The 22,534-nt window shown below is 62.8% G+C and carries 19 protein-coding genes; 9 read left to right on the top strand and 10 right to left on the bottom strand.

Features of this window, described 5'->3' with window-relative positions:
* Positions 1–121: 121 nt before the first annotated feature.
* Both D1012_RS14550 and D1012_RS14555 read left to right on the top strand, forming a co-directional pair.
* Positions 122–1,150 carry a dipeptidase gene (locus tag D1012_RS14550; protein WP_118154042.1) on the top strand — a complete coding sequence of 343 codons (1,029 nt, stop codon included), beginning with the start codon at positions 122–124 and terminating at the stop codon, positions 1,148–1,150.
* A gap of 17 nt (positions 1,151–1,167) precedes the next feature.
* Entirely contained in the window at positions 1,168–1,557 is a 390-nt protein-coding gene (locus D1012_RS14555) for a hypothetical protein (RefSeq protein WP_118153636.1), read from the top strand.
* Positions 1,558–1,576: 19 nt separating this feature from the next.
* On the opposite strand, the gene D1012_RS14560 is transcribed toward D1012_RS14555, so the two are convergent.
* The 5 genes from D1012_RS14560 to D1012_RS14580 form a co-directional block, all read right to left on the bottom strand.
* On the bottom strand, positions 1,577–2,374 hold the full coding sequence (locus tag D1012_RS14560; RefSeq protein ID WP_118153639.1) for a metallophosphoesterase: 798 nt from the start codon (positions 2,372–2,374) through the stop codon (positions 1,577–1,579).
* A gap of 6 nt (positions 2,375–2,380) precedes the next feature.
* Complete coding sequence (locus tag D1012_RS14565) at positions 2,381–3,205, bottom strand: ABC transporter permease (protein WP_199489518.1); 825 nt, start codon at positions 3,203–3,205, stop codon at positions 2,381–2,383.
* Between the two features lies 1 nt (position 3,206).
* Positions 3,207–4,073: an ABC transporter permease gene (locus D1012_RS14570; RefSeq protein WP_118153642.1), complete on the bottom strand. Its 867-nt coding sequence runs from the start codon at positions 4,071–4,073 to the stop codon at positions 3,207–3,209.
* Positions 4,074–4,156: 83 nt separating this feature from the next.
* Complete coding sequence (locus D1012_RS14575) at positions 4,157–5,287, bottom strand: extracellular solute-binding protein (RefSeq protein WP_118153646.1); 1,131 nt, start codon at positions 5,285–5,287, stop codon at positions 4,157–4,159.
* Positions 5,288–5,315: 28 nt separating this feature from the next.
* Complete coding sequence (locus D1012_RS14580) at positions 5,316–6,365, bottom strand: ABC transporter ATP-binding protein (RefSeq protein ID WP_233517136.1); 1,050 nt, start codon at positions 6,363–6,365, stop codon at positions 5,316–5,318.
* A 67-nt stretch (positions 6,366–6,432) separates the two neighbouring features.
* On the opposite strand from D1012_RS14580, the gene D1012_RS14585 reads away from it, so the two are divergent.
* Positions 6,433–7,455 carry a LacI family DNA-binding transcriptional regulator gene (locus D1012_RS14585; RefSeq protein WP_233517137.1) on the top strand — a complete coding sequence of 341 codons (1,023 nt, stop codon included), beginning with the start codon at positions 6,433–6,435 and terminating at the stop codon, positions 7,453–7,455.
* A 153-nt stretch (positions 7,456–7,608) separates the two neighbouring features.
* On the opposite strand, the gene D1012_RS14590 is transcribed toward D1012_RS14585, so the two are convergent.
* Positions 7,609–9,591: a vWA domain-containing protein gene (locus tag D1012_RS14590; protein ID WP_199489519.1), complete on the bottom strand. Its 1,983-nt coding sequence runs from the start codon at positions 9,589–9,591 to the stop codon at positions 7,609–7,611.
* Positions 9,592–9,837: 246 nt separating this feature from the next.
* Here D1012_RS14590 and D1012_RS14595 point away from each other — a divergent pair, with 246 nt between their 5' ends.
* The gene (locus D1012_RS14595; protein WP_118153655.1) at positions 9,838–10,578 is read left to right on the top strand and encodes a helix-turn-helix transcriptional regulator; all 741 of its coding nucleotides are present in this window, start codon (positions 9,838–9,840) and stop codon (positions 10,576–10,578) included.
* A 48-nt stretch (positions 10,579–10,626) separates the two neighbouring features.
* Here the strand turns inward: D1012_RS14595 and D1012_RS14600 are convergent, their stop codons facing one another.
* Positions 10,627–12,294 (bottom strand): BCCT family transporter, encoded by a 1,668-nt coding sequence (locus D1012_RS14600; RefSeq protein ID WP_118153658.1) that lies wholly within the window; start codon positions 12,292–12,294, stop codon positions 10,627–10,629.
* 384 nt (positions 12,295–12,678) lie between these two features.
* Here D1012_RS14600 and D1012_RS14605 point away from each other — a divergent pair, with 384 nt between their 5' ends.
* A complete protein-coding gene (locus D1012_RS14605) occupies positions 12,679–13,689 on the top strand; it encodes a TAXI family TRAP transporter solute-binding subunit (RefSeq protein WP_118153661.1) in 1,011 nt (336 codons plus the stop codon).
* An 87-nt stretch (positions 13,690–13,776) separates the two neighbouring features.
* Positions 13,777–15,840 carry a TRAP transporter permease gene (locus D1012_RS14610; protein ID WP_118153664.1) on the top strand — a complete coding sequence of 688 codons (2,064 nt, stop codon included), beginning with the start codon at positions 13,777–13,779 and terminating at the stop codon, positions 15,838–15,840.
* 129 nt (positions 15,841–15,969) lie between these two features.
* On the opposite strand, the gene D1012_RS14615 is transcribed toward D1012_RS14610, so the two are convergent.
* Entirely contained in the window at positions 15,970–16,293 is a 324-nt protein-coding gene (locus D1012_RS14615; protein WP_118153667.1) for an SH3 domain-containing protein, read from the bottom strand.
* A 109-nt stretch (positions 16,294–16,402) separates the two neighbouring features.
* Positions 16,403–17,434, bottom strand: coding sequence for a sensor histidine kinase (locus D1012_RS14620; RefSeq protein ID WP_118153670.1), 1,032 nt, complete (start codon positions 17,432–17,434; stop codon positions 16,403–16,405).
* A 419-nt stretch (positions 17,435–17,853) separates the two neighbouring features.
* Here D1012_RS14620 and D1012_RS14625 point away from each other — a divergent pair, with 419 nt between their 5' ends.
* Together D1012_RS14625 and D1012_RS14630 are read left to right on the top strand one after the other, a co-directional pair.
* Entirely contained in the window at positions 17,854–18,276 is a 423-nt protein-coding gene (locus D1012_RS14625) for a CopG family transcriptional regulator (RefSeq protein ID WP_118153673.1), read from the top strand.
* A gap of 23 nt (positions 18,277–18,299) precedes the next feature.
* Positions 18,300–19,511: an extracellular catalytic domain type 1 short-chain-length polyhydroxyalkanoate depolymerase gene (locus D1012_RS14630; RefSeq protein ID WP_118153676.1), complete on the top strand. Its 1,212-nt coding sequence runs from the start codon at positions 18,300–18,302 to the stop codon at positions 19,509–19,511.
* 76 nt (positions 19,512–19,587) lie between these two features.
* On the opposite strand, the gene D1012_RS14635 is transcribed toward D1012_RS14630, so the two are convergent.
* Complete coding sequence (locus D1012_RS14635; RefSeq protein ID WP_118153679.1) at positions 19,588–21,471, bottom strand: ATP-binding protein; 1,884 nt, start codon at positions 21,469–21,471, stop codon at positions 19,588–19,590.
* A gap of 523 nt (positions 21,472–21,994) precedes the next feature.
* On the opposite strand from D1012_RS14635, the gene D1012_RS14640 reads away from it, so the two are divergent.
* Entirely contained in the window at positions 21,995–22,321 is a 327-nt protein-coding gene (locus D1012_RS14640; protein WP_118153683.1) for an Hpt domain-containing protein, read from the top strand.
* Positions 22,322–22,534: the final 213 nt, after the last annotated feature.

Genomic DNA, 22,534 nt, shown 5'->3' on the forward strand with positions numbered 1-22,534 from the left:
CTTGTTGGTATGCGTCTATACCCGAACCGGGCAGGCGCAACTTTGACCAACTGGGCAATTTTTGCGCCCCCCTGTCAAGGCGAGTCGTATTTCTGTCACAAAGAAGGAGAGGCCCATGCCGATGCGCACGGTTTTCGATGGCCATAATGATGTATTGAGCAAACTCTGGGCGGCTGGCGACCGGACGGGGGCTGCGTTTTTCAATGGCACCGATGGCGACCTTGATCTGGCAAAGTGCCGGGCGGGTGGGTTTGCGGGTGGCTTTTTTGCGGTCTGGGTTCCGGGCGATCCGGCAACGGCACCTGACCCGATGGCAACATATCGGGCTTTTGAACCCGTCGATCCCGTGATGGCGCGGCAGGTGACGCTGGAAATGGCCGCGATCCTGCACCGCATGTCCGCAGACCGGCCCGATGCGATCCGCCTGTGCCGGAGTGCCGCCGACATCGAGGCCGCGCGGACGGCGGGCGCAATCGCGGCCCTGCTGCATATCGAGGGCTGCGAGGGGATCGGGCCGGATCTGGACGAGCTGTACCTTTATCACGCCGCAGGCCTGCGGTCGCTTGGCCCGGTCTGGAGCCGTGACAACATCTTTGGCCATGGGGTGCCCTTTGACTTTCCCGCCTCGCCCGATACCGGGCCGGGGCTGACAGCGGCGGGGCAGCAGCTGCTGTCAGCCTGCAACCGTCTGCGCATCCTGTTCGATCTGAGCCACCTGAACGAGGCCGGATTCTGGGATGTGGCAAAGCTGACGGATGCACCGCTGGTCGCCACCCATTCCGCAGCACATGCGCTGACGCCCGCCACCCGCAACCTGACCGACCGCCAGCTTGACGCGATTGCCGAAAGCAAAGGGCTGGTTGGCCTGAATTTCGGCGTGGCCTTTCTGCGTGAGGATGGTGTGAAGACCGCCGATACCGGGCCCGAGGTGATGCTGCGCCATATAGACCACCTGATCGCACGGCTGGGCGAGGGCGGCGTGGCGCTGGGGTCTGATTTCGATGGCACGATGATCCCGCGTTTCATCGGGTCAGCAGCGGGTCTGCCCAGGCTGACGCAGGCGATGGAACAGGCCGGGTATGGCGCAGATCTGATCGCGCGGCTCTGCTGGGGCAACTGGCTGGACGTGCTGCGCCGCACCATCGGCTGAATGCAGACAGGGCTACCTTGTCGCCCTTTCGCTGCCGGGTCTGCAAGATACGGCAGAACGACGTTCGCCTGATCCGGATCATCCGCCCGCAACCGACCCACCACCCGCGGCAGGGGCGGGGACCGTCGATATCCTTGCCTTGGTGCGACACCACGACAAACAGCCGGGTTCACCGCCTGGAGCTGCCGCTGGCCGAGGGCGTGCTGACCAAAACCCATGCGCGGAACCGGATGGTCGATGGCAAGGTGATCGGCACGCCGCCGCTGGATACGCCACGGGTGCGTCAGGGCCAGATCATTGCAGCAGCAACAGGCCGAAGGCAGCGGGACTTTGCGCCGCCGTCCCCACCAGAGAGCAGAGCCGGCCATGGCAGTGCTGATCCGCTCGCTCATGAAGGCGACGGATGACCTGCTGCTGCGTGGGGTATCAGCGCGGCAGATCCTGGCGCAGCGGCAAGGCGAGATATCGCGGATGCACAGCAAAACCACCCTCGCCCCGGCGGTGATGCATCCACCAGGCATAGGGTCCGTCGATCAACGGCGGCTCGGTGGTTTCGCCAAAGCCAAAGCCATACTGAAACGCCGGGCTGCCGCCGACAGCCGCGTAGCACCCGGCCCATTCGGTGTGAAACGCCTGATGCACGTGGCCACACAGCAGGCGCACCGGGGCCCGACATGACTGTACAATCCGGCGCAAGCGCTGCCCCCCTGCCCGCAGGGCGCTGGCATCCCAATGGGCGTTGCCTGTGGGAAACGGGGGGTGGTGCAACATCAGGAACACTGGATCGGCGCCGGTGGCCAGACGATCCTCCAGCCAGTCAAGCTGTGCGGAGTCAAGCGCCCCTTCGACCCTGCCAGGCAGCAGGCTGTCCAGCCCGATGATGCGCACGCCCGACACCCACGCCTCGAACTGCAGGGTGACGGGGGAGGCATAGGGGATGGTGGCGCCAAACGCCGCCCGCATCGGGCCGCGCCGGTCGTGGTTGCCGGGCACCACAAAGACCGGCATGGACAGCGGCGCGAGGATCCGGCGCACCAGCGCATAATCGGCCTCTGACCCGCCATCCGCCACATCGCCTGTGATCAGAACCGCATCGGGGCGCTGCGGCAGCGCCAGCAGATCGGCCACGATCAGGCGCGCCATGTCAGGTGCATCGCGCCGCACCGGGGCGGTCTCGGGCGGTCCGGCCGAGATGTGCAGATCAGAAAGATGCGCGATCAGCATGCCCCCTCACCTCCCGATCCGCGACAGCACATCGGCCTTCAGGAACCGCTCGATCACCAGCATGAAGCCGATGGACGGCACCAGAAGGATCAGCGCGGTGATCGAGGCGATCTGGTAGTTCCCGCCCATCGAGGCGTTGAACATCAGGATCGGCAGGGTCGAGATATCGGGCGTGCCGACAAAGAATGTGCCGGTGAATTCGTCGATACTGTCCAGAAACACAAAGATCGACGCCGCGACCAGACCGGGGAAGGCCTGCGGCAGCGTGATGTCGCGGAAGGTGCGCATCGGCCCGGCGCCAAGGTTGCGCGCCGCTTCCTCCATCGTGCGGTCCACGGCGGCAAAGGCGGCGGTGGCGATCCAGACCGCATAGACCAGCCCCGGCAACGAATGCACCAGAACCACGCCGGTATAGGTTCCGTTCAGTCCAAGCCCGTAAAACATCTGCGCGATGTTGACAAAGATCGGCAGGCTGGGAAACGCCTGCGGCAACAGGAAGATCAGCATGATGAATGCCCGCGCCGGAAGGACCAACCGCGCCAGAGCATAACCCGCCGGGATGGCCAGCATCATCGACAGCCCCACCGTGGCCAGCGCAATCCAGACCGACGAGAACAGCGATGTCCATGCCCCCGCCCGTGGCCTGAACACGCGGTGCCAGAAATCAAAGCCGAACTCGGTCGGGTAGCGGGCCGGAAAGAACCATTTTTCGGCAAAGGCCCAGAGAAACAGGTTGGTCAGCGGGCCGAACACCACAAAGGCGCAGACCCCGATCATGACGGCAGGCAGCAGGTTTGCCGCGCCGCGCCGCGCAAGGTTTGTCATCACCATGTTATCGTGCCCCCTCGTTGTGCTGGGTCAGCGTCATGCGCAGATAGGCATAAGCCGCGACGGCGGTGATCAGGTATGAGAACAGCCCCAACGCATTGGCCACCGCGTAATCGCCGTAATAGGTCACCCGATGCGCCATCATGGAGGTCATCATTGTCGGGTTTCCGGCAATCACCATCATCGGCACCGAGAGCACCGACATGATGGTGACCAGCGACAGGATCAGCCCGACCAGCAGCGTTCCGCGCACCTGCGGCAGCAGAATCTCGATCAGGCAGCGCAACCGCCCTGCCCCCATGTTGCGCGCGGCCTCGACAGTGGAGCGGTCAACCGAAGCCATGGCACCGGCCAGCAACAGCGTCACGAACGGCACCTGTTTCCATGCAAAGGTCAGCACCAGCCCGCGCCAGTCCAGCAGGCTTTGCGCTGTGGCCGGGTCCATCAGGCCAGAGTCGATCAACAGGCTGTTCATCAGCCCATTGCGCGCCAGAAAGTTGCGCGCGGTCTGCCCGGCGACGATGAACGGGATGAACAGCGGCCAGCGGTACAGCCAACGCAACGCCGTCACCGCCCAAGGGGTCGCGCCGAGTGTCAGGTATCCGGCAATCGCGATCGACACCACAGAGATCAACATCAGCGAGGCCAGTGCCACCAGCACGGTGAACACCACGTCGCGGCCATACAGCTCGACTGCGGTGCGCAAGTGCGCCGTGGTGAGCCCGCCATCGGCATCGACAAAGGCAAAGACCACCGACCGGGCCAGAGGCACCACATACAGCAGCGCAATCGCCAGAAGGGCGGGAAAGATCAGCACCAGGCCGGGAAGTATACCGCGAAGCGGCGATGAGGAAGCGTCAGCTGTTGGCATCAAGGGCAGACTTTCTGGGAGGGCGGAAACGGAATGACCGGGACGACGGCATCGCCGCGCCCCGGTCGGTTGTCAGTCGTTGATCAGTTGGCAACCTGGCGTTCATAGGTTTCCAGGATCGTGCGGAAGTAGTCGGCCTGTGGCATCGACAGACCCCGCTCGGCCAGCACTTCGGGCGAAACATCGGTGAACAGCGCACCCCACTCTTCAGCCGTCAGGTTCTCCTTGACCGCATTGGCGTCGATGCCCGGCAGCCAGTTGAACCGGCGCACGATGCCTTCGGCCTGCACCTCGGGCGAGGTCGCCAGCTCGATGAACTTGACCGCAAGTTCGGCCTCGGCCGCCTTTTCCGGTACGACGTAATACATCGGCTGACCCGGCATCCCCGGCGCGGGGATCAACAGCTTCAGATCCGGGTTCAGGCGGCCGTCGGCGACCCAAGTATAGAACATGTCCATCCAGACCGGACCCATGGCAATTTCACCACGGTTCAGGGCATCCAGCGTGCCTGCGTTGCCGGGCGTGATGGTGGCAACCGTGTTGAACTGCTTCAGCCCGTCCAGCGCCGGGGTCCAGGACGCGGCGGAGGCGGCGTCAAACGGGCCGTTGCGCAGGGTCTCGGACATGTCGGAAAACGCGTACATCCAGCCAAAGACAAATCCCACGCCAGCCATGCCGCCGGTGATGCCGTTGTACCCGAACTGGCCGGGATTTGCGGCTGCCCAGTCTGCCAGATCGGCGTAGCTTTGGGGTGGCGTGGTGACCAGCGCCGGATTGTAGGCGATGGCGATCTGGCTTTGGAACATCGGCATCACATAGCCGCCGACATCCACACCCAGCGCGTTTTCGGCGCTGTCTGCCGTGACCAGCGCGCCGGTCGCGGTCTTGTCCCGGTAGGATTGCAGCAAGCCTTCGGTCACCATCTGCCCCGCCATGCGCTGATGCACGACGCCGACATCCACATCCCAGACATCGTTGCCCTGTTGCGCCGAAAGCTTTTCATACAGCGCCTGGCTGCCGCCATCGCCCGGACCCGTGCCCAATGCGCGCACGGTCACGCCGGAATTCTGGGACTCGAACAACGGGCCGAGATAGTCGTTGATGTAATCCACCATGTTGGTGTCGCCGGCGGTGACCACATTCAGGGTCTGGGCGGCAACAGGAAGGCTGAGGACAGCACCGAAGGCCGCTCCCAGTACAAGTGATCGTTTCATTGGCAAGTCTCCGTTGTTTTGGGGGGGCTCAGTTCGGCAGCAACATCTGATCTGCGCCGAACGCCATGAGGGATGTGGCCGGTACCGCGACACACACCTGCGACCCCGGCATGACAGGCACGCCGGAAACCGCTGAAATCACCTCGGCTCCGCTCTCAAGCTGAAGGTGATAGCCGCCGCCGGTATAGGCACAGTCCAGAACCGTGCCATGCCGGACAAGCGCGTCTTGCGGGGCCGTGTCATGGATGCGCGCATCCATGCTGCGAAACCCCAGCGTTGCTGCCGCCACCGGATCTCCGGCGCGGCCCGCAATCATATTATCGACACCCAGAAACCGCCCGGCATCCAGATCGGCGGGGCGGGCATAAAGATCCTGCGGGGCAGCGACCTGCACCACCTTTCCCGCGCGCATCAGCACGATGGTGTCGGCCATCGACAAAGCTTCTTCCTGATCGTGGGTGACCATGATCGTGGTGATCCCCAGCCGCTGCTGCAGACGGCGCAACTCGCCGCGCAGGTTGCGGCGGATGGCGGCGTCAAGGTTCGACAGCGGCTCGTCCAGCAGCAGGATCGGCGGATCAATGATCAGCGCCCGGCCCAGCGCCACCCGCTGGCGCTGACCACCTGACAGGCTGCCCACTTTGCGCGGACCAAAGCCGGATAGTCCCAGCATCTCCAGCAGCCGCTCAGCCCGCGCATCCCGCTCGGCACGGGCAACGCCGCGCAGTTTCAACGGATAGGTCAGATTGCCCGCCACCGTCATGTGCGGCCACAGCGCATAAGACTGGAAAACCATCGCCGTGCCGCGCTTTTCCGGCGGCAGAGCAGAGATGGACCGCGCGCCCAGACGGATATCGCCCGACGCGGGCGGGGCGAAACCGGCAATCGACCGCAGCAGCGTGGTTTTGCCACAGCCAGACGGGCCAAGCAGGCAGGTAAAGCTGCCAGCAGGCACATTCAGCGTTATATCATGCAGGATCTGCGACCCGCCCAACCGAATGGACAAGCCATGCAGCGCCAGCGCCTCGACTCCCATATCGTCCTCCCCCGATGCGGTTTTGAAAGCGTGTGCATTCATCGTTTGTCTCATTATCCCTTTGTGTCAAGGGTGATTAGCGTTGATATGTAACAAGGATGTGTCTATCTTGAAATCGCGTTCAATTCCTACTGACCTTGGGGGCAGCATGCGGGTGACGGCAGATGATGTGGCGGCGCGAGCCGGGGTTTCACGCTCGGCTGTGTCGCGGGCCTTTACCAAAGGCGCCAGTATCCAGCCTGACAAACGCGCCCATATCCTCGCCATGGCCGATGAACTCGGCTATCGGCCAAACCTGATGGCGCGCAGCCTGACGGGGGGGGCGACGGGGCTGATCGCCGTGGTGGTCGGGTCGCTTTCAAGCCCCTATGAAAGCTGGTTTCTGGATATCCTGTCCCAAGGCATCCGCAGCCGGGGCCTGTGGCCGCTGCTGGTGCCGGTCTCTCCGGGGCAAGAGGTTGAACCGGCGCTCGATCACGCGCTGGCCTATCAGGTCGACGGCGCGGTGATCGCCGCCGGATCGGTCAACCGCAAGCTGGCCGAACGCAGCACCGCCAATGGCGCGCCGATTGTCGTCGTCGGCAGGGTTCTGGACGGCGGCGGTGCCGATTCGGTGTGCTGCGACAACCGGGCGGGAATGGCGATGATCGCGGAACGGCTGGTCGCCACCAACCGCCGCCGGATCGCCTGGATCGGCGGGCGGGCCGACACCTTTTCCAATGTCGAGCGGTTTGACGGGCTGACAGCGGCATTGTCCGCGCATGGGATGTCGCTGACCGAAGCCCGCCGCGGAGATTACACAACGGACAGCGGCATGGTGCAGGCGCTGGCGCTGCTGACTGGCCGGGACCGCCCCGATGCGATTGTCTGCGGCAACGACGCCATGGCCATCGGCGCCATCTCGGCGGCCCGCCGCCTTGGTCTGCGGGTGCCTGAAGATGTGGGCATCTGTGGGTTTGACGACATTCCGGCGGCGGCGTGGGAGCCGTTCAGCCTGACCACCGTGGCCAATCCGGTGACCGAAACCGTCAAGGCAGCGCTGGATCTGCTGACCCGCAGAATCGCGGGCGAGAACGGAGCGCCCTCGACAATCCGCTTGCCTCCGGCTCTTTGCATCCGCCAAAGCCTCTGAAGCCCGGCAAGCAATAATTCCGCAACGGGCATACTGGCAGGCAGAGGCATTCCGATTGCGTTTCATCTGTGCAGGAAAGGCCTTTCGCAGATCCAGGTGGCCAGTGGGCTATGGCACATACCCCGGAGCGCACGGTCGGGCAATCGGTCCCTCTCAGGGGCCGTACAGCTGGTCCTGAAGCGCGGGCAAGGCGGGCAAAGACTGGTCCTGCGGCCAGAACACTACCGGCAGGCTATTCGGGCCTGAAGCCATGGTGCCTGAATAGCCATTATCATAGGGGGAGAGCGAGATCACAAATGGCTCGGGCGAGACGGCGGGCAGCGCAAAGCGCAGGAATACATAGCCCTCTTCCTCGGTCGCACTGCCGAGTGCGGCCGTCTCCAGCGAGCCCTGCGGGCCGACCATCAGCGCTGTAGGGGCAAAGCTGCCCTCCCAGCCACCGGCATCGGCGCGGGTGCGCAGGGTGATGCGCAGCATGTCCATCACGTCGGTCGCGGCTCCGGCAGGGGCATCGCGGGGCGGCACTGCCACCACCCGCCAAGGGCCGTCCAGCATCAGCGCACCATTGTCTGTCTCGCCACTGTCCTGAAGCTGCACGATGAAGTCATTCACCTGCCCCGGAAAAATCGCCACCTCTGCCGATAGTTCCACCTCACCGGGCGCAAAAGCTGTCACCCGCCAGCGGCCCGGCTCGAACGTGCCGCTGATCACCGGGCCGGTGTCTTGCGGCGCCCATGCCTCGGGTGACATGTCCGGGTCCAGCGGCACCGCCTCCCACGATACATCGCTTTGTGCCGCATCTGCTGGCAGGCGAAAGGTGGCTGGGACAGAGGCGATATCATCTTGTGCGGCATCGCCGCGCGTCGCGGCGGCGGCTTGCGCGGAAAGATCGGCGCTGGTCGTCAGGTCGGCGTCTTCAAACGGGATGCCGACGCCAAAGCGGCGCGAGAACATGATCTCGGTCCGCTTTGCATTCAGATAGCGCACCTCGTATTCACCGGGTTCGGCGGGGACTTTCAGGTTTGTTGCACCGTTCTTGTGCAGCGCAAAGGCCCAGTTGTGGCGCTGATGCTCGTTCACCGGCTGATCCAGATCGGCGATCACGATACGCTCTTCCACACGTTCGGGGCCACGGAAGGCAAACCGCACCCGGCTGTCGGGCTCGACCGAGCCGATGGGTTCAAATCCCATGCTTGGGGGCACCACCTCGACCACCTGCCGTGCAATCACGCCGTCGCTCACGCTGACCAGAATCAGGTCATACATCCCCGGCTCTTTGGGGGCTGTGCGTGTCGCGGGGTTGTTCGGATTTGCGCCCGTGCCACCGATGACCCCATAACTGGGCGAGACGGTGCCGCTGGTCGCGCCTTGTGGCACAAAGCCCATGTAGTCGACAAAGCTGGCCGCGCCTGTCCAGCCGATCGGATAGGCAAAGCCCGCCTCGGCCTTGTCGCCGATGTCAAAGGCCGCCACGCGCGCCGGTTCTGGCTCCGGCTCTGGAACCGGCTCCGGCTCTGACATCACAGCGCTGACCTGTTGCAGCGCATCCGCCAGTTCGGCACCGGAATTGGTCTGGAACAGCATCCCGCCGGTCTGCTCGGTGATGCAGGACAGCGCCTCGACCTCTGCCCGCGTCAGGCCGAAGCCAACCACATGCGCGCGGATGTCGATGCCCTCGGCCGCCAGTTCGGCGGCAAGCGCGCAGGGGTCTCCCGCGCAGGTTTCCAGCCCGTCGGTGACAAGGATGATATCGGCCGCCTCGGCGGTCTGCGGGATCTGACCGCGCGCCATCCGCAGGCTGTCGGTCAGGGGCGTCATGCCGCGCGGCATCAACCCGCGCAGACGGCTTTCCAGCGTGCCGGGCGCGGTTTGGCCCATCGGCGCGATCACCTCGATATCGCCGCAATCGCCGCGCCGGTTGTGGCCATAGGCGATGACCGACAGCGGCACCGTGCCATCGCGGCTGCCAAAGTAATCGCCCATCACGTCGCGCGCCACTTCGATCCGGGTCAGATCGCCGTCCACCCGGTTCCACATTGAGCCGGAGGCGTCAAAAACCAGCACAGATACGCGCTCGGCCATCACAGGCACTGCCGTCAGCATCAGCGCGACAACAGCGGGGATCAATCGGGTCATGGTCGTCTCCTACAGGCAGGGAAAGGGCGGCAAGCGGGAAACATCGGGGTGAAACCGCGCATGGCCAAACGGCCCACCGCAATGATGCACCGGGCAGCGCGGGCGCCACCCGGTGCACAACGGGTCATTTTATTATTTTTCTTCATACAGTTGCGAGTACATCTCTTGCAAGAATTGGCCTACGGTAGACCGATAGCCTGCGCTGTGCCAATATAGGGAAATCCTTACTGGGCGGGGCATGGGTGTTTGCCGCAGCATGGCGTTGACGATTTTCTGGACACGCTGTCGCAGATCGGCCGGTCGGGCGATGCCACTGCGGCGGACCGGGTGTGGCAGCTGACAACAGCGTTTTTTGAACACCATGGCTTTGACAAGCTGATCTATCTGGATGCCCAACCCGGCGCGCTGACCATGTTGACCACCCTGCCCGCCGCTTGGATCGGCCATTACCAGGACAATGCGTATGCCCGGATTGATCCGTTTTTCAGCCAGTGTTGCACCAGCTTCCGCCCCGTCAGCACCGGCGTTGCCTATGCCGACCGGCACAAGGGGCTGACCGCGGCGCAGCGGACTCTGATCTGCGAAGCCTCGGAATTTGGCATTCACGCGGGGTTTTCCTCGACCCTGCGTCTGCCGGGGGCTTTCGGGGTGGCGGGGTGGAACATCGGCTCGTCGCTGTCGGGCGCTGAGGTGGATGCCCTGCGCGCGGATCGTGAAGATGCTTTGCGGCTGGCCGCCAGACATGTGCATGACATGCTGATCTGTGTGCAAGGTGCCTGCGGGGCACAGGCGTTGTCGCCGCGTGAGACGGAATGTCTGGTGTTGCTGGCACAGGGGCAGCGGACAAAGGATATTGCCCGTACTCTGGGGCTGAGCCCGGCAGCGGTGGAGCTGTATCTGCGCAATGCCCGCAACAAACTGGGGGCAGCGACGCGGGAACAGGCGATTGCGATCGGCTTCGCGCGGGGCTTGTTGTCGCCGGTCTGAAGGATGGAGAGGGCGGCGTGCCGCCCTCCCCCGGTTTTCGGGATTTGCCTAGCGCGGCTCGTTCATCAAGCCACGCACGATGGAGTAGCAGGCCGCCAGCAAAACCAGCGTGAACGGCAGCCCGGTCGAGACCGCCATCGCCTGCAAGGCCGCCAGACCGCCGCCCAGAAGCAGGGCAACCGCCACCAGCCCCTCGAACGTGGCCCAGAACACCCGCTGCACCACCGGCGCATTGGTCTTGCCCCCGGCGGCGATGGTGTCGATCACCAAGGAACCGGAATCCGACGAGGTGACAAAGAACACCACGACAAGGATGATCCCGACCAGCGAGCTGATCCCCGCCAGCGGCATCTGGCTGAGCATCTCGAACAGTTGCAGTTCCAATGCGGCCTCTTGCACGCCGGTAAAGCCGTCGTTGACCACCTGAGAAATCGCGCTGCCGCCCATGGCCGTCATCCACAGCACCGAGAACAGGCTTGGCACGATCAGCACCGCGATCAGGAATTCGCGTACCGTCCGCCCGCGTGAGACGCGGGCGATGAACATGCCGACAAACGGTGACCAGCTGATCCACCACGCCCAGTAAAACGCGGTCCAGCCCGCCGCAAAGTTGGCGTCATCGCGGCCAAACGGATTGGCCAGAGCGGGCAAATACTCGCCATAGGCAACAAGGTTGCTGAAAAAGCCCGTAAAGATGCTTGCCGTGGGACCAAGGGCCACGACAAAGATCAACAGGGCAATTGCCAGGAACATGTTGACCTGTGACAGAACCTTGACCCCGCCTTCCAGCCCGCGGACAATCGAGATGATGGCCAGCAAGGTGATAAAGATAATCAGGATGATCAGACGGGAATTGGACTGGCCAAAGCCGAACAGATAATCCAGCCCCGCTGCCGCCTGTTGCGCACCGATGCCTAGCGAGGTGGCAAGCCCGAAGATTGTGGCAAAGATCGCCATGATATCAATGATATGTCCGGGCCATCCCCAGATCTTTTCGCCGAAGATCGGATAAAAGGTCGAGCGCAGGGTCAATGGCAGGCCCTTGTTATACGAGAACAGCGCCAAAGCGAGTGCCACAACGGCATAGATCGCCCAAGGGTGCAGGCCCCAGTGAAAGATCGTGGCGGCCATGCCCAGACGTGCGGCCTCGACCGGGTCGCCTGCAGCACCGCCCAGCGGAGCCCAGTCGGTGCGCGCGCCGGTTTCGTCCAGCGTAACGCCGCCCAGTGCCGCCGAATAGTGCGACAACGGCTCTGACACGCCATAAAACATCAACCCGATGCCCATGCCTGCCGCAAACAGCATCGAAAACCAGCCGATATAGCCATAATCGGGTGTGGCATCAGGGCCGCCAAGCCGGATCTTGCCCAGCGGCGAGACAATCAGAAACAGGCACAGCAACACAAAGATGTTGCCGGCGATCAGAAAGAACCAGCCCAGATTGCCAGTCAGCCAGTCGCGCATACCGGTAAATACCGGCTCGACCTGATTCTGAAATGCCAGCGTCAGGATGGTAAAGCCGACGATGCCAAGCGCCGAGATCGAAAACACCTTCTGATGAAAGTCGAATTCCAGCACATAGCGCGGGGCCACATTGTCCTGACCGATCGCATACTCGGTGACAATGATTTCGGTTTCACCCTCGGGTTCGGGGATGGCTTCGGTGTCGATGATAGGTTCGTCGTCGCGCTCTGGCGCGTTCGGAGTTTCGGTCATGATGTCCCTCTCTTGGTGTCAGACCCGGCGCGATTACGCTGATTTTATCCGTCAGAAGCTGACGGCGGGTCGTCCCGGATGGATCGGCCTGCGACCACAGGCCGGTAACGGGCGCAGCCGTGCCAGCGTTTCCCCTGACCCTGCGCCCGTGCGAAAATCGTGCTGCCTGAGTGGCGCACATGGCGTGTTTTCGCCTGTTTTGGCAGAAACTTCAACCGCCAGCGGCAAGATCGCCGGTTTGTCCCCCCTGCAGCGGTAACGTAAGGGGAGCCGTCAACCGGATATAAGGTCGCGCCTAGACCTCTGGCGGATCATCGCTTAGGCTTTCAGCAGTCCGCGCAGAAGCGCCGGCAAAACACTCTGATACACTTCCAGGAGGTAGGCATGAAATTCACATCCTTTAAAGCTCTGGCCGGAGCCGCGCTTGCGGTCGGGCTGATGGCACAAGGGTCCATGGCGCAGGACATGCAGTTCTTCCGCATCGGCACCGGCGGCACGGCGGGCACCTATTATCCGATCGGCGGGTTGATCGCGAACGCAATCTCAAACCCACCCGGTTCGCGCCCCTGTGAAGAAGGCGGTTCCTGCGGCGTGCCGGGGCTGATCGCAACGGCGGTTGCATCAAATGGCTCGGTCGGCAACGTGAACTCGATCAACGGCGGCACATTGGAGGCTGGCTTCAGCCAGTCCGACGTGGCGTTCTGGGCGCAATCCGGCACCGGATTGTTCGAAGGCCAGCCCGCAGTTGAAAACCTGCGGCTGATCGCCAACCTCTATCCCGAAAGCATCCATCTGGTTGCGCGGGCCGATGCGGGCATCGCCTCGGTCGCGGATCTGCGCGGCAAGCGGGTATCGCTGGACGAGCCGGGCTCGGGCACGCTGGTCGATGCCAAGATCATCCTCGGGGCCTTTGGTCTGACGGAAACCGATATTACCCCGGAATATCTGAAACCGGATCAGGCGTCGGACCGGATGCGCGATGGCGCGATGGACGCGTTCTTCTTTGTCGGCGGCTATCCGGCCGGCGCGATTGCCGAACTGTCCAGCCAGCATGACGTGGTGATCGTGCCGATCACCGGCCCGGAAATCGACGCGCTGCGCGCCGAATACTCGTTCTTTGCGACCGATACCTTCCCGGCTGGCACCTACAAGGGGCAGGACGCCGACGTGGCAACGATCTCGGTCGGTGCGCAGATGGTGACCTCCGCCGCGCTGTCCGAAGAACTGGTGTACGGCATCACCAAAGCGCTGTTCAACGAGACCACACAAAAGCTGTTTGCCAATGGCCATGCCAAGGGCAAATACATCACGCTGGAAAACGCGGTTCAGGGGGCTGGCATCCCGTTCCATCCGGGCGCTGAAAAATTCTACAAAGAAGCCGGCGCGATTCAGTGATCTGGCTGTTCTGACATGACAGCAGGGACGCGGCCAGCATTGGGCCGCGTCCCTTTTAAAATCTGCGACAGCTTGCAAGGACCCCTGATGAGCAACGAGACACGCGCCCTGACCGAGGCGGAATTGCGGGCAATCGAAGAGGAATTTGACCCGGAGGCGCGTTTCAGAACGGTTACGCGCCCGGTGGCCCTGCTGGCCGGGGTGATCCTGTTCGCGCTGGCAGTCTATCACTATTACACCGCCGGTTTCGGCATCCCGCGCGCGACCACGCATCGCGGCCTGCATATGGGCGTGTCGCTGTTCCTGATCTACCTGAGCTTTGCCGCCTTTTCCTCCGGGCGCACCAAAACCACCGGCTTTGTCATCTTGGGCCTGCCGGTGCTGGACTGGCTGTTCGGCTTCGCCGCGCTGATCAGCGCTTTGTATGTGCCGTGGATCTACGATCAGCTGGCGTTCCGCATCGGCAACCCGCTGCCGCTGGATGTGGCGATGGGGACCATTCTGTTGGTCACGCTGTTCGAGGCAGTGCGCCGTTCGATGGGCTGGCCGCTGCCGCTGATTGCGCTCTTGTTCATCGGTTACGCCTATTTCGGCCGGTCGATGCCGGGCATCTTTGTGCATCCGGGGGCAGACTGGTCGGGGATCGTCAACCATCTGTACCTGTCATCCCAAGGGGTTTACGGCACCGCTCTGGGCGTGATCGCGACTTATGTGTTCCATTTCGTGCTGTTCGGGGTGATGGCGCAAAAGATCGGTCTGGGGCAGTTGTTTATCAACCTCGCCACCGCATTGACCGGGCGATATGCGGGCGGCCCGGCCAAGGTGTCGGTGGTGTCTTCGGCGCTCTTGGGGTCGATCTCGGGCTCGTCCATCGCCAATACGGTGACGACCGGCGCGCTGACGATTCCGACCATGATCAAGATCGGCTTCAAACGCCATTTCGCGGCGGCGGTTGAGGCGGCATCGTCGACCGGCGGGCAGATCACGCCGCCGGTGATGGGGGCTGTGGCCTTTCTGATGGTGGAATACCTGGGCATTCCCCTGCGCACGATCCTGATCGCCGCCATTGTGCCCGCCTTCATGCATTTCTTTGGCGTGTTGTTGCAGGTGCATCTGGAGGCCAAGCGTCTGGGCATCCGGGGTCTGAGCAAGGAAGAGCTGCCCAACGCCCTCAATGTACTGCGCGAAGGCTGGCTGTCGGTACTGCCGCTGGTGCTGCTGGTCTGGATGCTGATGTCGGGGCGCACGCCGTTTCTGGCTGCGTTCTGGGCAATCACCGCCTGTATCGCGGTCTATGCGGTGCAGCGGATCATGGAGTCGGGCGTAACGACAGGCGCAAAGGAATTTGCCATCGGCATCTTCGATGGCTTTGTCTCGGGTGCGAAAAGCTCACTCTCCGTCACCGCCGCTGCGGCGCTGGTGGGGGTGGTGATCGGTGTGGTCACGCTGACCGGCATCGGGTTCAAGATTGCCTTCATGCTGACCAGCGTGGCGCAAAGCTGGGCCGCGTCGGTGCATGGCTTCCTTGGCTTTCTGCCGTTCGAGCTGTTCACCATGCCGACACTGGCGCTGTTGTTCACGCTGATGATGACGGCGGTGGTCTGCATTCTGATGGGCTGCGGCATTCCCACCACGGCCAATTACATCATCATGGTGGCCGTCGCCGCCCCGGTGCTGAGCATGATGAATGTCGAACCCTTGGTCGCGCATTTCTTTGTGTTCTACTACGGGGTGCTGGCGGATGTGACGCCGCCCGTGGCGCTGGCGGCCTATGCCGCATCGGGCATCGCCGGGGCCAATGCGTTCAAGGCCGGCAACACCGCGTTCCGGCTGTCGATGGGCAAGGCACTGGTGCCGTTCATGTTCGTGTTCTCGCCCTCGCTGCTGCTGGTGACCTCCGGCTTTACCTGGGAGTCGTTTGCGCTGGCCTTTACCGGGGCGATCCTGGGCATCATCGCGCTGTCGGCGGCCATCACCAACTGGCTGATGGCCCCCTTGTGGAAGATCGAGCGGGTGCTGCTGCCAATCGCAGCGCTGCTGATGATCGCGCCCGAGTTTGTCTCGACCGCCATCGGCGCTGCCATTCTGGGCGCTGTCGCGCTACGGCAATGGATGGCGGGACCGGCAGAGCCGGTGCGGCAGGCCTCGTAAGGGGCTGCCGCATCTCTGCCAATCATGCAGCGGCGGGGATGTCCCCGCCGCTGTTGGCCCCGGCCAGTGCGGCGTTTGTCCGTGATGTGCTGGCGGGCGGCCCGGTCAGCGGGTGGACCGCGACAGGGGTCATGAGCCGGATTTGTGCTCTTTCAGATAGGCCCAGGACACAAATCCCTTGAGCCCGCGCGCCTGTCGCAGCGACACCCGGCACCAGCGGGTGCTGCCGGTCTGCTCGCAGCTGTGAACCCGGAACACGGTGCCGTTGGGAAAGCCCGCGATGACGCGGTAGCCGGTTCCGGCCCCGGCGCGCATTTTCAGCATGTCATCGTCTGAAACGCCCGTAACCTCGTAATACATCGCCATTTCGGCATGGGCCGGGTTAACCACGGGGCTGCCGGGGGCATTGCCCAGCATGATTGCGGCAAGTGCGGCAAAGATGGCTCTGCGCATTGGTTTCTCCTGTTGTCTGCCTCCGGGCCATTGTAGGTGGCCAGACCGCTCGCCCGCAAGCCGCGCGACGGTCAAAGTCTGCCGGTTGCGCCCGTGCTGGCGCGCCAAGTTATTGTGACAGGCGGCTGACCGCACACACCAGACTCACCACCACCCCGGCGTCGTTCCAGTCATAGGAAATCGTGCCACCAAGCTGCGATTTTACCGTCTGGCGGATCAGGTTGCTGCCATAGCCATCACTTGTGCGGGTCGGGTTCGTGCCGGGCCCGGTCTGTGCACCGCTGGCCTGATCGGTCCCGTCATGCTCTTTCCAATCGATCCTAATATCCTCTCCTGCCAGCACGCCGGTAATGTCAAGCGTGCCGGACTCCACCGAAAGCGCCCCATATTTCAACGAATTGGTCGCCAGCTCGTGCACCACAAGGGCCAGACTGGTCGCGGCGGCCTCGCCGATGCCCATCCGCGGCACGGCCACCCTGATCCGCCCGGCAAAGGCGCCGTCATCGTCATAGGGGGCTAGCAGAACAGTCATCAGATCGCCCAGCAAAGCAGCCTTGCCCTGCCCGCCCGGCAGCGGGCGCACCAGATCATGCGCGCGGCCAAGCGCCATCAGGCGATGCGTCAGCTGCCGCGACATGTCATTCACATCGGTCGACGACCGCCCTGTGATCTTGGTCAATCCCGCTGCAATCGCCAGCAGGTTCCGGACGCGGTGGCTCATTTCACCTGCCAACAGCTCATTGCCCTCTTCGGCCTGTTTGCGCCCGGTGATATCCATGAAAACGCCGGTCATGGCACGGTCCTTGATGCCGACATCGCCCCCCTGCCCGCGCGCAGAGATCCAGCGGACCTCTTCGCCGACCAGCGTGCGGAAGTCGATCTCGTAGCGGCCTGTCGCAGAACGGGTGGCGGCAAACGCCTCGCGCACACGGTCGCGATCGGCGGGGTGAATTTTCTCGGACAGCTTTTCAAACGACAGCGCCTGATGCGGCGACACGTCCCAGAGGTCATAGCCGCGCGGGTCCATCGCCAGACTGTCGGTGTCCACGTTCCACGACCACATCGCCACCCCTGCCGCATCGACGGCACGGCGCAGATCCTCATGGCCCCATTCGTGACCTGTGACGTTGCTGGGTGACATGGTGGCTCCTTGGGCGGCAATTCTTCTTTGTGGCGACTTTGTACCGCCGCATCAACCAGAAGGAAAGATGGCCAGCCTGTCATGCCCCCTGGGCACGGGCTGAAACCAGAGATCTGCGCAATCTGTGACGCCTGAAGTTTCTTTGTCCGCATTCCCGAATATCCGGAACGAATACAGGTCACGGATGTTGTTACGGTAATCACGCGTACAAACGCCTGCGGTCCTCCTCTGACTATTCCAACCCATCTTCGTGCCGGGCCCCGTGCCTGAAAGGCATTCCAATCATGTTTCATGTCCCTGCATGACCCCCTGACGGGAGGCCCGGAAGGCAATAGTTGCGGCAAATGCCATCGCGGGGGTTGCACGAACGCCACTCAACATCCAAATACCATCCATACAGATGGCATACGGAGGATAACTTGGCGCATACAGCAGATCATCCGACCCCTGCCAAAACGCCGGAGTCGGAAAAGATTACCATCAATCTGGGGTTTGTTGATCTTGGGCAGATCGAGCTTTTGGTGCAGGAAGGGTTCTATTCCAATCGCAGCGATTTCATCCGCACCGCGATCCGCAACCAGATCGAGCGCCACGCCGATACTCTGCGCCAGATCGTCATTCGCAAAAGTGTGGATCTGGGGTTGCGGCACATCACGCGGGACGAGCTGATGACGGCACAGGCGGCGGGTCAGATGCTGGATATCCGGGTTCTGGGTCTGGTTGTGATCGCCCCCGATGTCACGCCAGACCTGGCCCGCGCCACCATTTCCGCCCTCTCCATTCTGGGCACCCTGCACGCACCTGCGGCGGTCAAGGCAGCCCTTGCAGACCGCATCACCTGATCCCCATTGCCCAGAGGTAGAGTATGACCAAAATTTTCGGACGTGATATGGCTCATGCCAGCCAGCTGACGCGCGCAGGCAAGCTGACCGAGGCAACCGCGCTGATCCAGTCGCTGCTGCGCCCCAAGGCCGGAACCGACGCACCGCCGCAAGAGGGTGCCGTGGTCCCCGGCCTTGCAGACAAGGACGTGATCGAGGGCACCTGTACCCCGGTCGGCGACACGCCTCCCGACCCGGAACCGCAGAAAACACAAAAAGCCAAAGCCAGAAAAACTGCGACGAAACCTGCACCGCGCGCCCGCCGCAAAAGCCTGGGAGAGACGCTGCGCAGCCTTGCGACAGGCGGAATGCCGGGTATGGGACAGGTCGTCTCTGCGCCGGATCTGCCGACTGACGCACAATTCCTGACGCTGAGCCACACCAGCCCACAAGGCAGCCGCGACTACCGGCTGTATGTTCCCGCGCGCAAGGCCAAAGGTCCGATGCCGCTGATCGTAATGCTGCACGGCTGCACCCAGACCCCCGAGGACTTTGCCGCCGGAACCGGCATGAATGCGCTGGCGGAAGAGGCAGGCTATCTGGTCGCATGGCCCGCGCAGCCGCAGGGCGCGAACATGCAGAAATGCTGGAACTGGTTTCGCCCCGAAGATCAGGCGCGCGATCGTGGCGAGCCTGCGGTGATTGCCGGAATCATCCGCGACATTCTGCGCGATCACCCGGCAGATGCAGACCGGGTCTATGTTGCCGGTCTGTCAGCAGGCGGGGCAGCGGCAGCGATCATGGGGGCGGCCTATCCTGACCTCATTGCAGCGGCCGGGGTGCATTCTGGCCTGCCTGTCGGCGGAGCTCAGGATGTGATGTCGGCACTCTCGGCGATGCGCAGCGGCGCGTCGGGCAAGGCGCAGACCGGATCTGTCCCGGTGATCGTGTTTCACGGGCTGGCCGACAGCACCGTGCACCCCGACAACGGGACGGCAGTGATTGCACAGATGGTGCAGGCCCGGTCAGGATTGAAACAGATCGAGAATTCCGGCACGTCAGAGCGGGGCCGCAGCTATCGCCACATCCGCCACGACGATAAAAAGGGCCGTAGCATCGCCGAGCATTGGCAGATCGAAGGCGCGGGCCATGCGTGGTCAGGCGGGCAACCGGATGGCAGCTATACCGACCCCGAAGGCCCCGATGCGTCGCGTGAAATGCTGCGGTTCTTTGCCCAGCACCGGCAGGCGAAATAACAGGCTGACAGGACGACCCCAAAACGCCATTGCCGCGCACGAAATACCTGCACAGAACAATAGCACAGCGGCAGGCTCAGCCGCCGGCAACGGCGGCAAGGGCCAGCTTCGGCTGATCCCCGCCCGCAACGGCACCAGGCAGGATCGCCCTCTTGCACTGTTCTGCAAGGCTGGCCTCCAGCACCGCACGCAGCGCCTCCAGCCGGATGGGTTTGGGCAAATGTGCGTCAAACCCGGCGCTCAGATAAAGGGCCAGATCCGGGGTCAGCGCATTCGCCGTAGCCGCAGCGGCATAGGCAGGCGGACGGACAAGATCGTTTTCGATCTGGCGCAGACGATGCAGGGTTTCGATGCCGGAAAAGCCCGGCATCGAAATATCCAGCAGATAAAGATCAAACGCCTGATGCTCGGCAATCGCAATCGCGGTGTGGCCGTCTTCGGCAATATGCGGCTCGATCCCCAACTGGCGCAGCATCGCGCGCAACACCATCAGGTTGCCTTTGCTGTCATCGGCACACAGTACGGTCAGCGTGGAGAAATCCGCAGTCGGCAGCGGCGGCACCTCAACCAGCGTGAGGCCAACAGGTTCGACACGCGGTAGCGGGAGCGCAATGGTAAACCGGGTTCCCTTACCGAACTGGCTTTGCACCTGAATGGTGCCGCCCATCGCGGTGACCAGCCGGTGCACAATCGCCATTCCCAGCCCGGTGCCGCCAAAACGCCGGGTGATGCCTTCATCTGCCTGACTGAATTCATTGAACATCCGGGCGATCTGCGCGTCGGTCATGCCGATGCCGGTGTCTTCGACCACCAGCTGCAACCGATCTGTGCCGCTGGCCGAGACCCGGACAGTGCCGGCCTCGGTGAATTTGATCGCGTTTCCGACCACATTCTGCAGGATCTGGTCTATCCGGTGCGGATCACCCAGCCAGCAGGCTGCCGCCTCGGGGTGCAGGTCGACATGCAACGCAAGCCTGTGATCCTGGCATTTCGCACCGTGGGTGGCAGTGATCTGGCGCAACAGGGCGTTGATGTCAAACGGGCGCTGCTCCAGCGTGACCGCATTTGCCTCCAGCTTCGAGACATCCAGAATGTCGTTGAGGATGCGGATCAGCAGGTCGCCTGAATGCTGGATATGACCGATCATATCCTTTGCCTCGGGTTGCCGGACCATGCCCTGCAAGACATCGGCCAGCCCCAGAACCGAATTCAGCGGAGTACGGATTTCATGGCTCATATGCGCCAGAAACCGCGCCCGCGAGTCCGCCAGTTCCTGTGCCCGCTGGCGTTCAAGGGTCAGTGACATGTTCAGACGGGCAGCGCGCAGGGCGATCAGGCCAAAGCACCATTGCAGGGCGGAATAGGCCAGCACGAAGGCAATCAGCGCGGTCGCCGTGACCAGAACCGCCATAGGTGCGCCCGATGCCATCAGAACCAGTCGCAGCGTATAGCCTGTGGCGATCACAAAAAACGGAAAGCTGACCAGCAGCCGCAACTCCCGCTCATAGGGGCGCGACAGGCGCAGGATGATCAGCCCCATTGCCAGCGTCATCACCCCGTTGATGATCGAGGTGCTGACAAACAGAAAGGCCAGACCAGGCCCGCCTACCGCAAAGACGCATTGCAATCCGATGTTGACCGAACAGATTGCCGCAAAGATCCGGTAGGGTGGGCGCACTTTCAATGCCTGATGCATTGCGAAAAAGCCGAACAGAATGCCCAGATGTGCCCCGGTGATGATGATGCACGCGCTCAGCCAGAACGGCAGATCAGGGTGGAACAGCAGCGTGATTGACGCAATCAGAAACGCAACATTTGATCCGCAAAGCCTGGTGTTCGCGCGCCTCAGATCGGTATCAAGATTGCGGTTCCGGCGTTCCATAAATCCGATCAACAGCGAAAACAGCGCCATCGTTGCGGCAATCAGGACAACGACACTGATTTCAACTGTGATGGTCAATCTGGTTCCTTTTTCGGGCCGTGAAAGCCCGGCTTTGTGCGATTTGACGTAGCGTAAACGGCATTCAGGAGGCGGTGTCAAATCCCCTGCAATCACAAAACGACGGGTATATTCACGAGATCCGATATGAACACAGGAACCGACAAGAGCGCAACATCAGATATAGGTGGACGCGTCACATGAGGCATGTTGCGCGCGCAGCAAAGCGGCGAGGCCAGATCAGACGGGACGGAACATGCCCGCCACGCAAAATGATCGCCGGAATCGCAGCGTCGATCAAGGCAGAGCCCTTCACTGACACGGGACTGTCAGCCCGAACTCCCACCGCAAAAACCGTGCGGGACCACCGCTCGGATCTGCGCGGCCTGTGACAGGTTGGACTCAGTCCAAAGGATCGGCCCCGTCTTGCACGCAGCGGGTTGTTGCAATCTGTTCTGCGTGGCAAAACGCAGCAGGTCAGACAGACAGAGGCTGACAGGCGTCAGTCAGTCATAGTCGGAAAAGCCAAAGGAATGACGGTAAGATGATTGACTGGGACCGCGTAGCCGAGCTGAAGCAAACGATCGGCACCAGTGCCTTTGCCGAGGTTGTGACCTTGTTTCTGGACGAGGCGGATCAGTCCGTCGCGGGTCTTGGCGACGCATCCACAGCCGGGCAGATGCAGGCGGCCTTTCACGCCCTCAAGGGCACCGCCCTGACCCTTGGCTTTACCGATCTGTCAGAGATCGCCCGAAGCTGCGAAAGCCGGGCCGAGTCAGGCGACACCGATCTGCCGCTGGCCGAGGTTCAGGCAGTCTATACGCGCTCGCGCGCAGCTTTTGTGCAGCAGCTGCCGACTCTGACGGCTTAGGCAATTGTAAGATCCTGTTCAACACAGTGCCGGTCACCACTGATCGCGACACCTGCGCCAGCAGTGCAAAGGACCATGCACAGGCACCACCTGAAGGACGCCTCCGGCGGGAGTATTTCAAAAGCAGCAATGGCTTACGGTCCGCTCTTTGCATTGCTGCTTGCCAAATACTCCCGCCGGAGGCGCAGCTTTCCACCCGCAATCCGCTGTCAT

The sequence above is a fragment of the Pseudotabrizicola alkalilacus genome, from assembly GCF_003443995.1.
GTDB lineage: Bacteria > Pseudomonadota > Alphaproteobacteria > Rhodobacterales > Rhodobacteraceae > Pseudotabrizicola > Pseudotabrizicola alkalilacus.

What these genes read in the sequence shown, in the direction of transcription:
- D1012_RS14550 (WP_118154042.1), top strand. Translation starts at nt 122, where the DNA reads ATGCGCACGGTTTTCGATGGCCATAATGATGTATTGAGCAAACTCTGG.
- D1012_RS14560 (WP_118153639.1), bottom strand. Translation starts at nt 2,374, where the DNA reads ATGCTGATCGCGCATCTTTCTGATCTGCACATCTCGGCCGGACCGCCC.
- D1012_RS14565 (WP_199489518.1), bottom strand. Translation starts at nt 3,205, where the DNA reads ATGGTGATGACAAACCTTGCGCGGCGCGGCGCGGCAAACCTGCTGCCT.
- D1012_RS14570 (WP_118153642.1), bottom strand. Translation starts at nt 4,073, where the DNA reads ATGCCAACAGCTGACGCTTCCTCATCGCCGCTTCGCGGTATACTTCCC.
- D1012_RS14575 (WP_118153646.1), bottom strand. Translation starts at nt 5,287, where the DNA reads ATGAAACGATCACTTGTACTGGGAGCGGCCTTCGGTGCTGTCCTCAGC.
- D1012_RS14580 (WP_233517136.1), bottom strand. Translation starts at nt 6,365, where the DNA reads ATGAATGCACACGCTTTCAAAACCGCATCGGGGGAGGACGATATGGGA.
- D1012_RS14590 (WP_199489519.1), bottom strand. Translation starts at nt 9,591, where the DNA reads ATGACCCGATTGATCCCCGCTGTTGTCGCGCTGATGCTGACGGCAGTG.
- D1012_RS14600 (WP_118153658.1), bottom strand. Translation starts at nt 12,294, where the DNA reads ATGACCGAAACTCCGAACGCGCCAGAGCGCGACGACGAACCTATCATC.
- D1012_RS14605 (WP_118153661.1), top strand. Translation starts at nt 12,679, where the DNA reads ATGAAATTCACATCCTTTAAAGCTCTGGCCGGAGCCGCGCTTGCGGTC.
- D1012_RS14610 (WP_118153664.1), top strand. Translation starts at nt 13,777, where the DNA reads ATGAGCAACGAGACACGCGCCCTGACCGAGGCGGAATTGCGGGCAATC.
- D1012_RS14615 (WP_118153667.1), bottom strand. Translation starts at nt 16,293, where the DNA reads ATGCGCAGAGCCATCTTTGCCGCACTTGCCGCAATCATGCTGGGCAAT.
- D1012_RS14620 (WP_118153670.1), bottom strand. Translation starts at nt 17,434, where the DNA reads ATGTCACCCAGCAACGTCACAGGTCACGAATGGGGCCATGAGGATCTG.
- D1012_RS14630 (WP_118153676.1), top strand. Translation starts at nt 18,300, where the DNA reads ATGACCAAAATTTTCGGACGTGATATGGCTCATGCCAGCCAGCTGACG.
- D1012_RS14640 (WP_118153683.1), top strand. Translation starts at nt 21,995, where the DNA reads ATGATTGACTGGGACCGCGTAGCCGAGCTGAAGCAAACGATCGGCACC.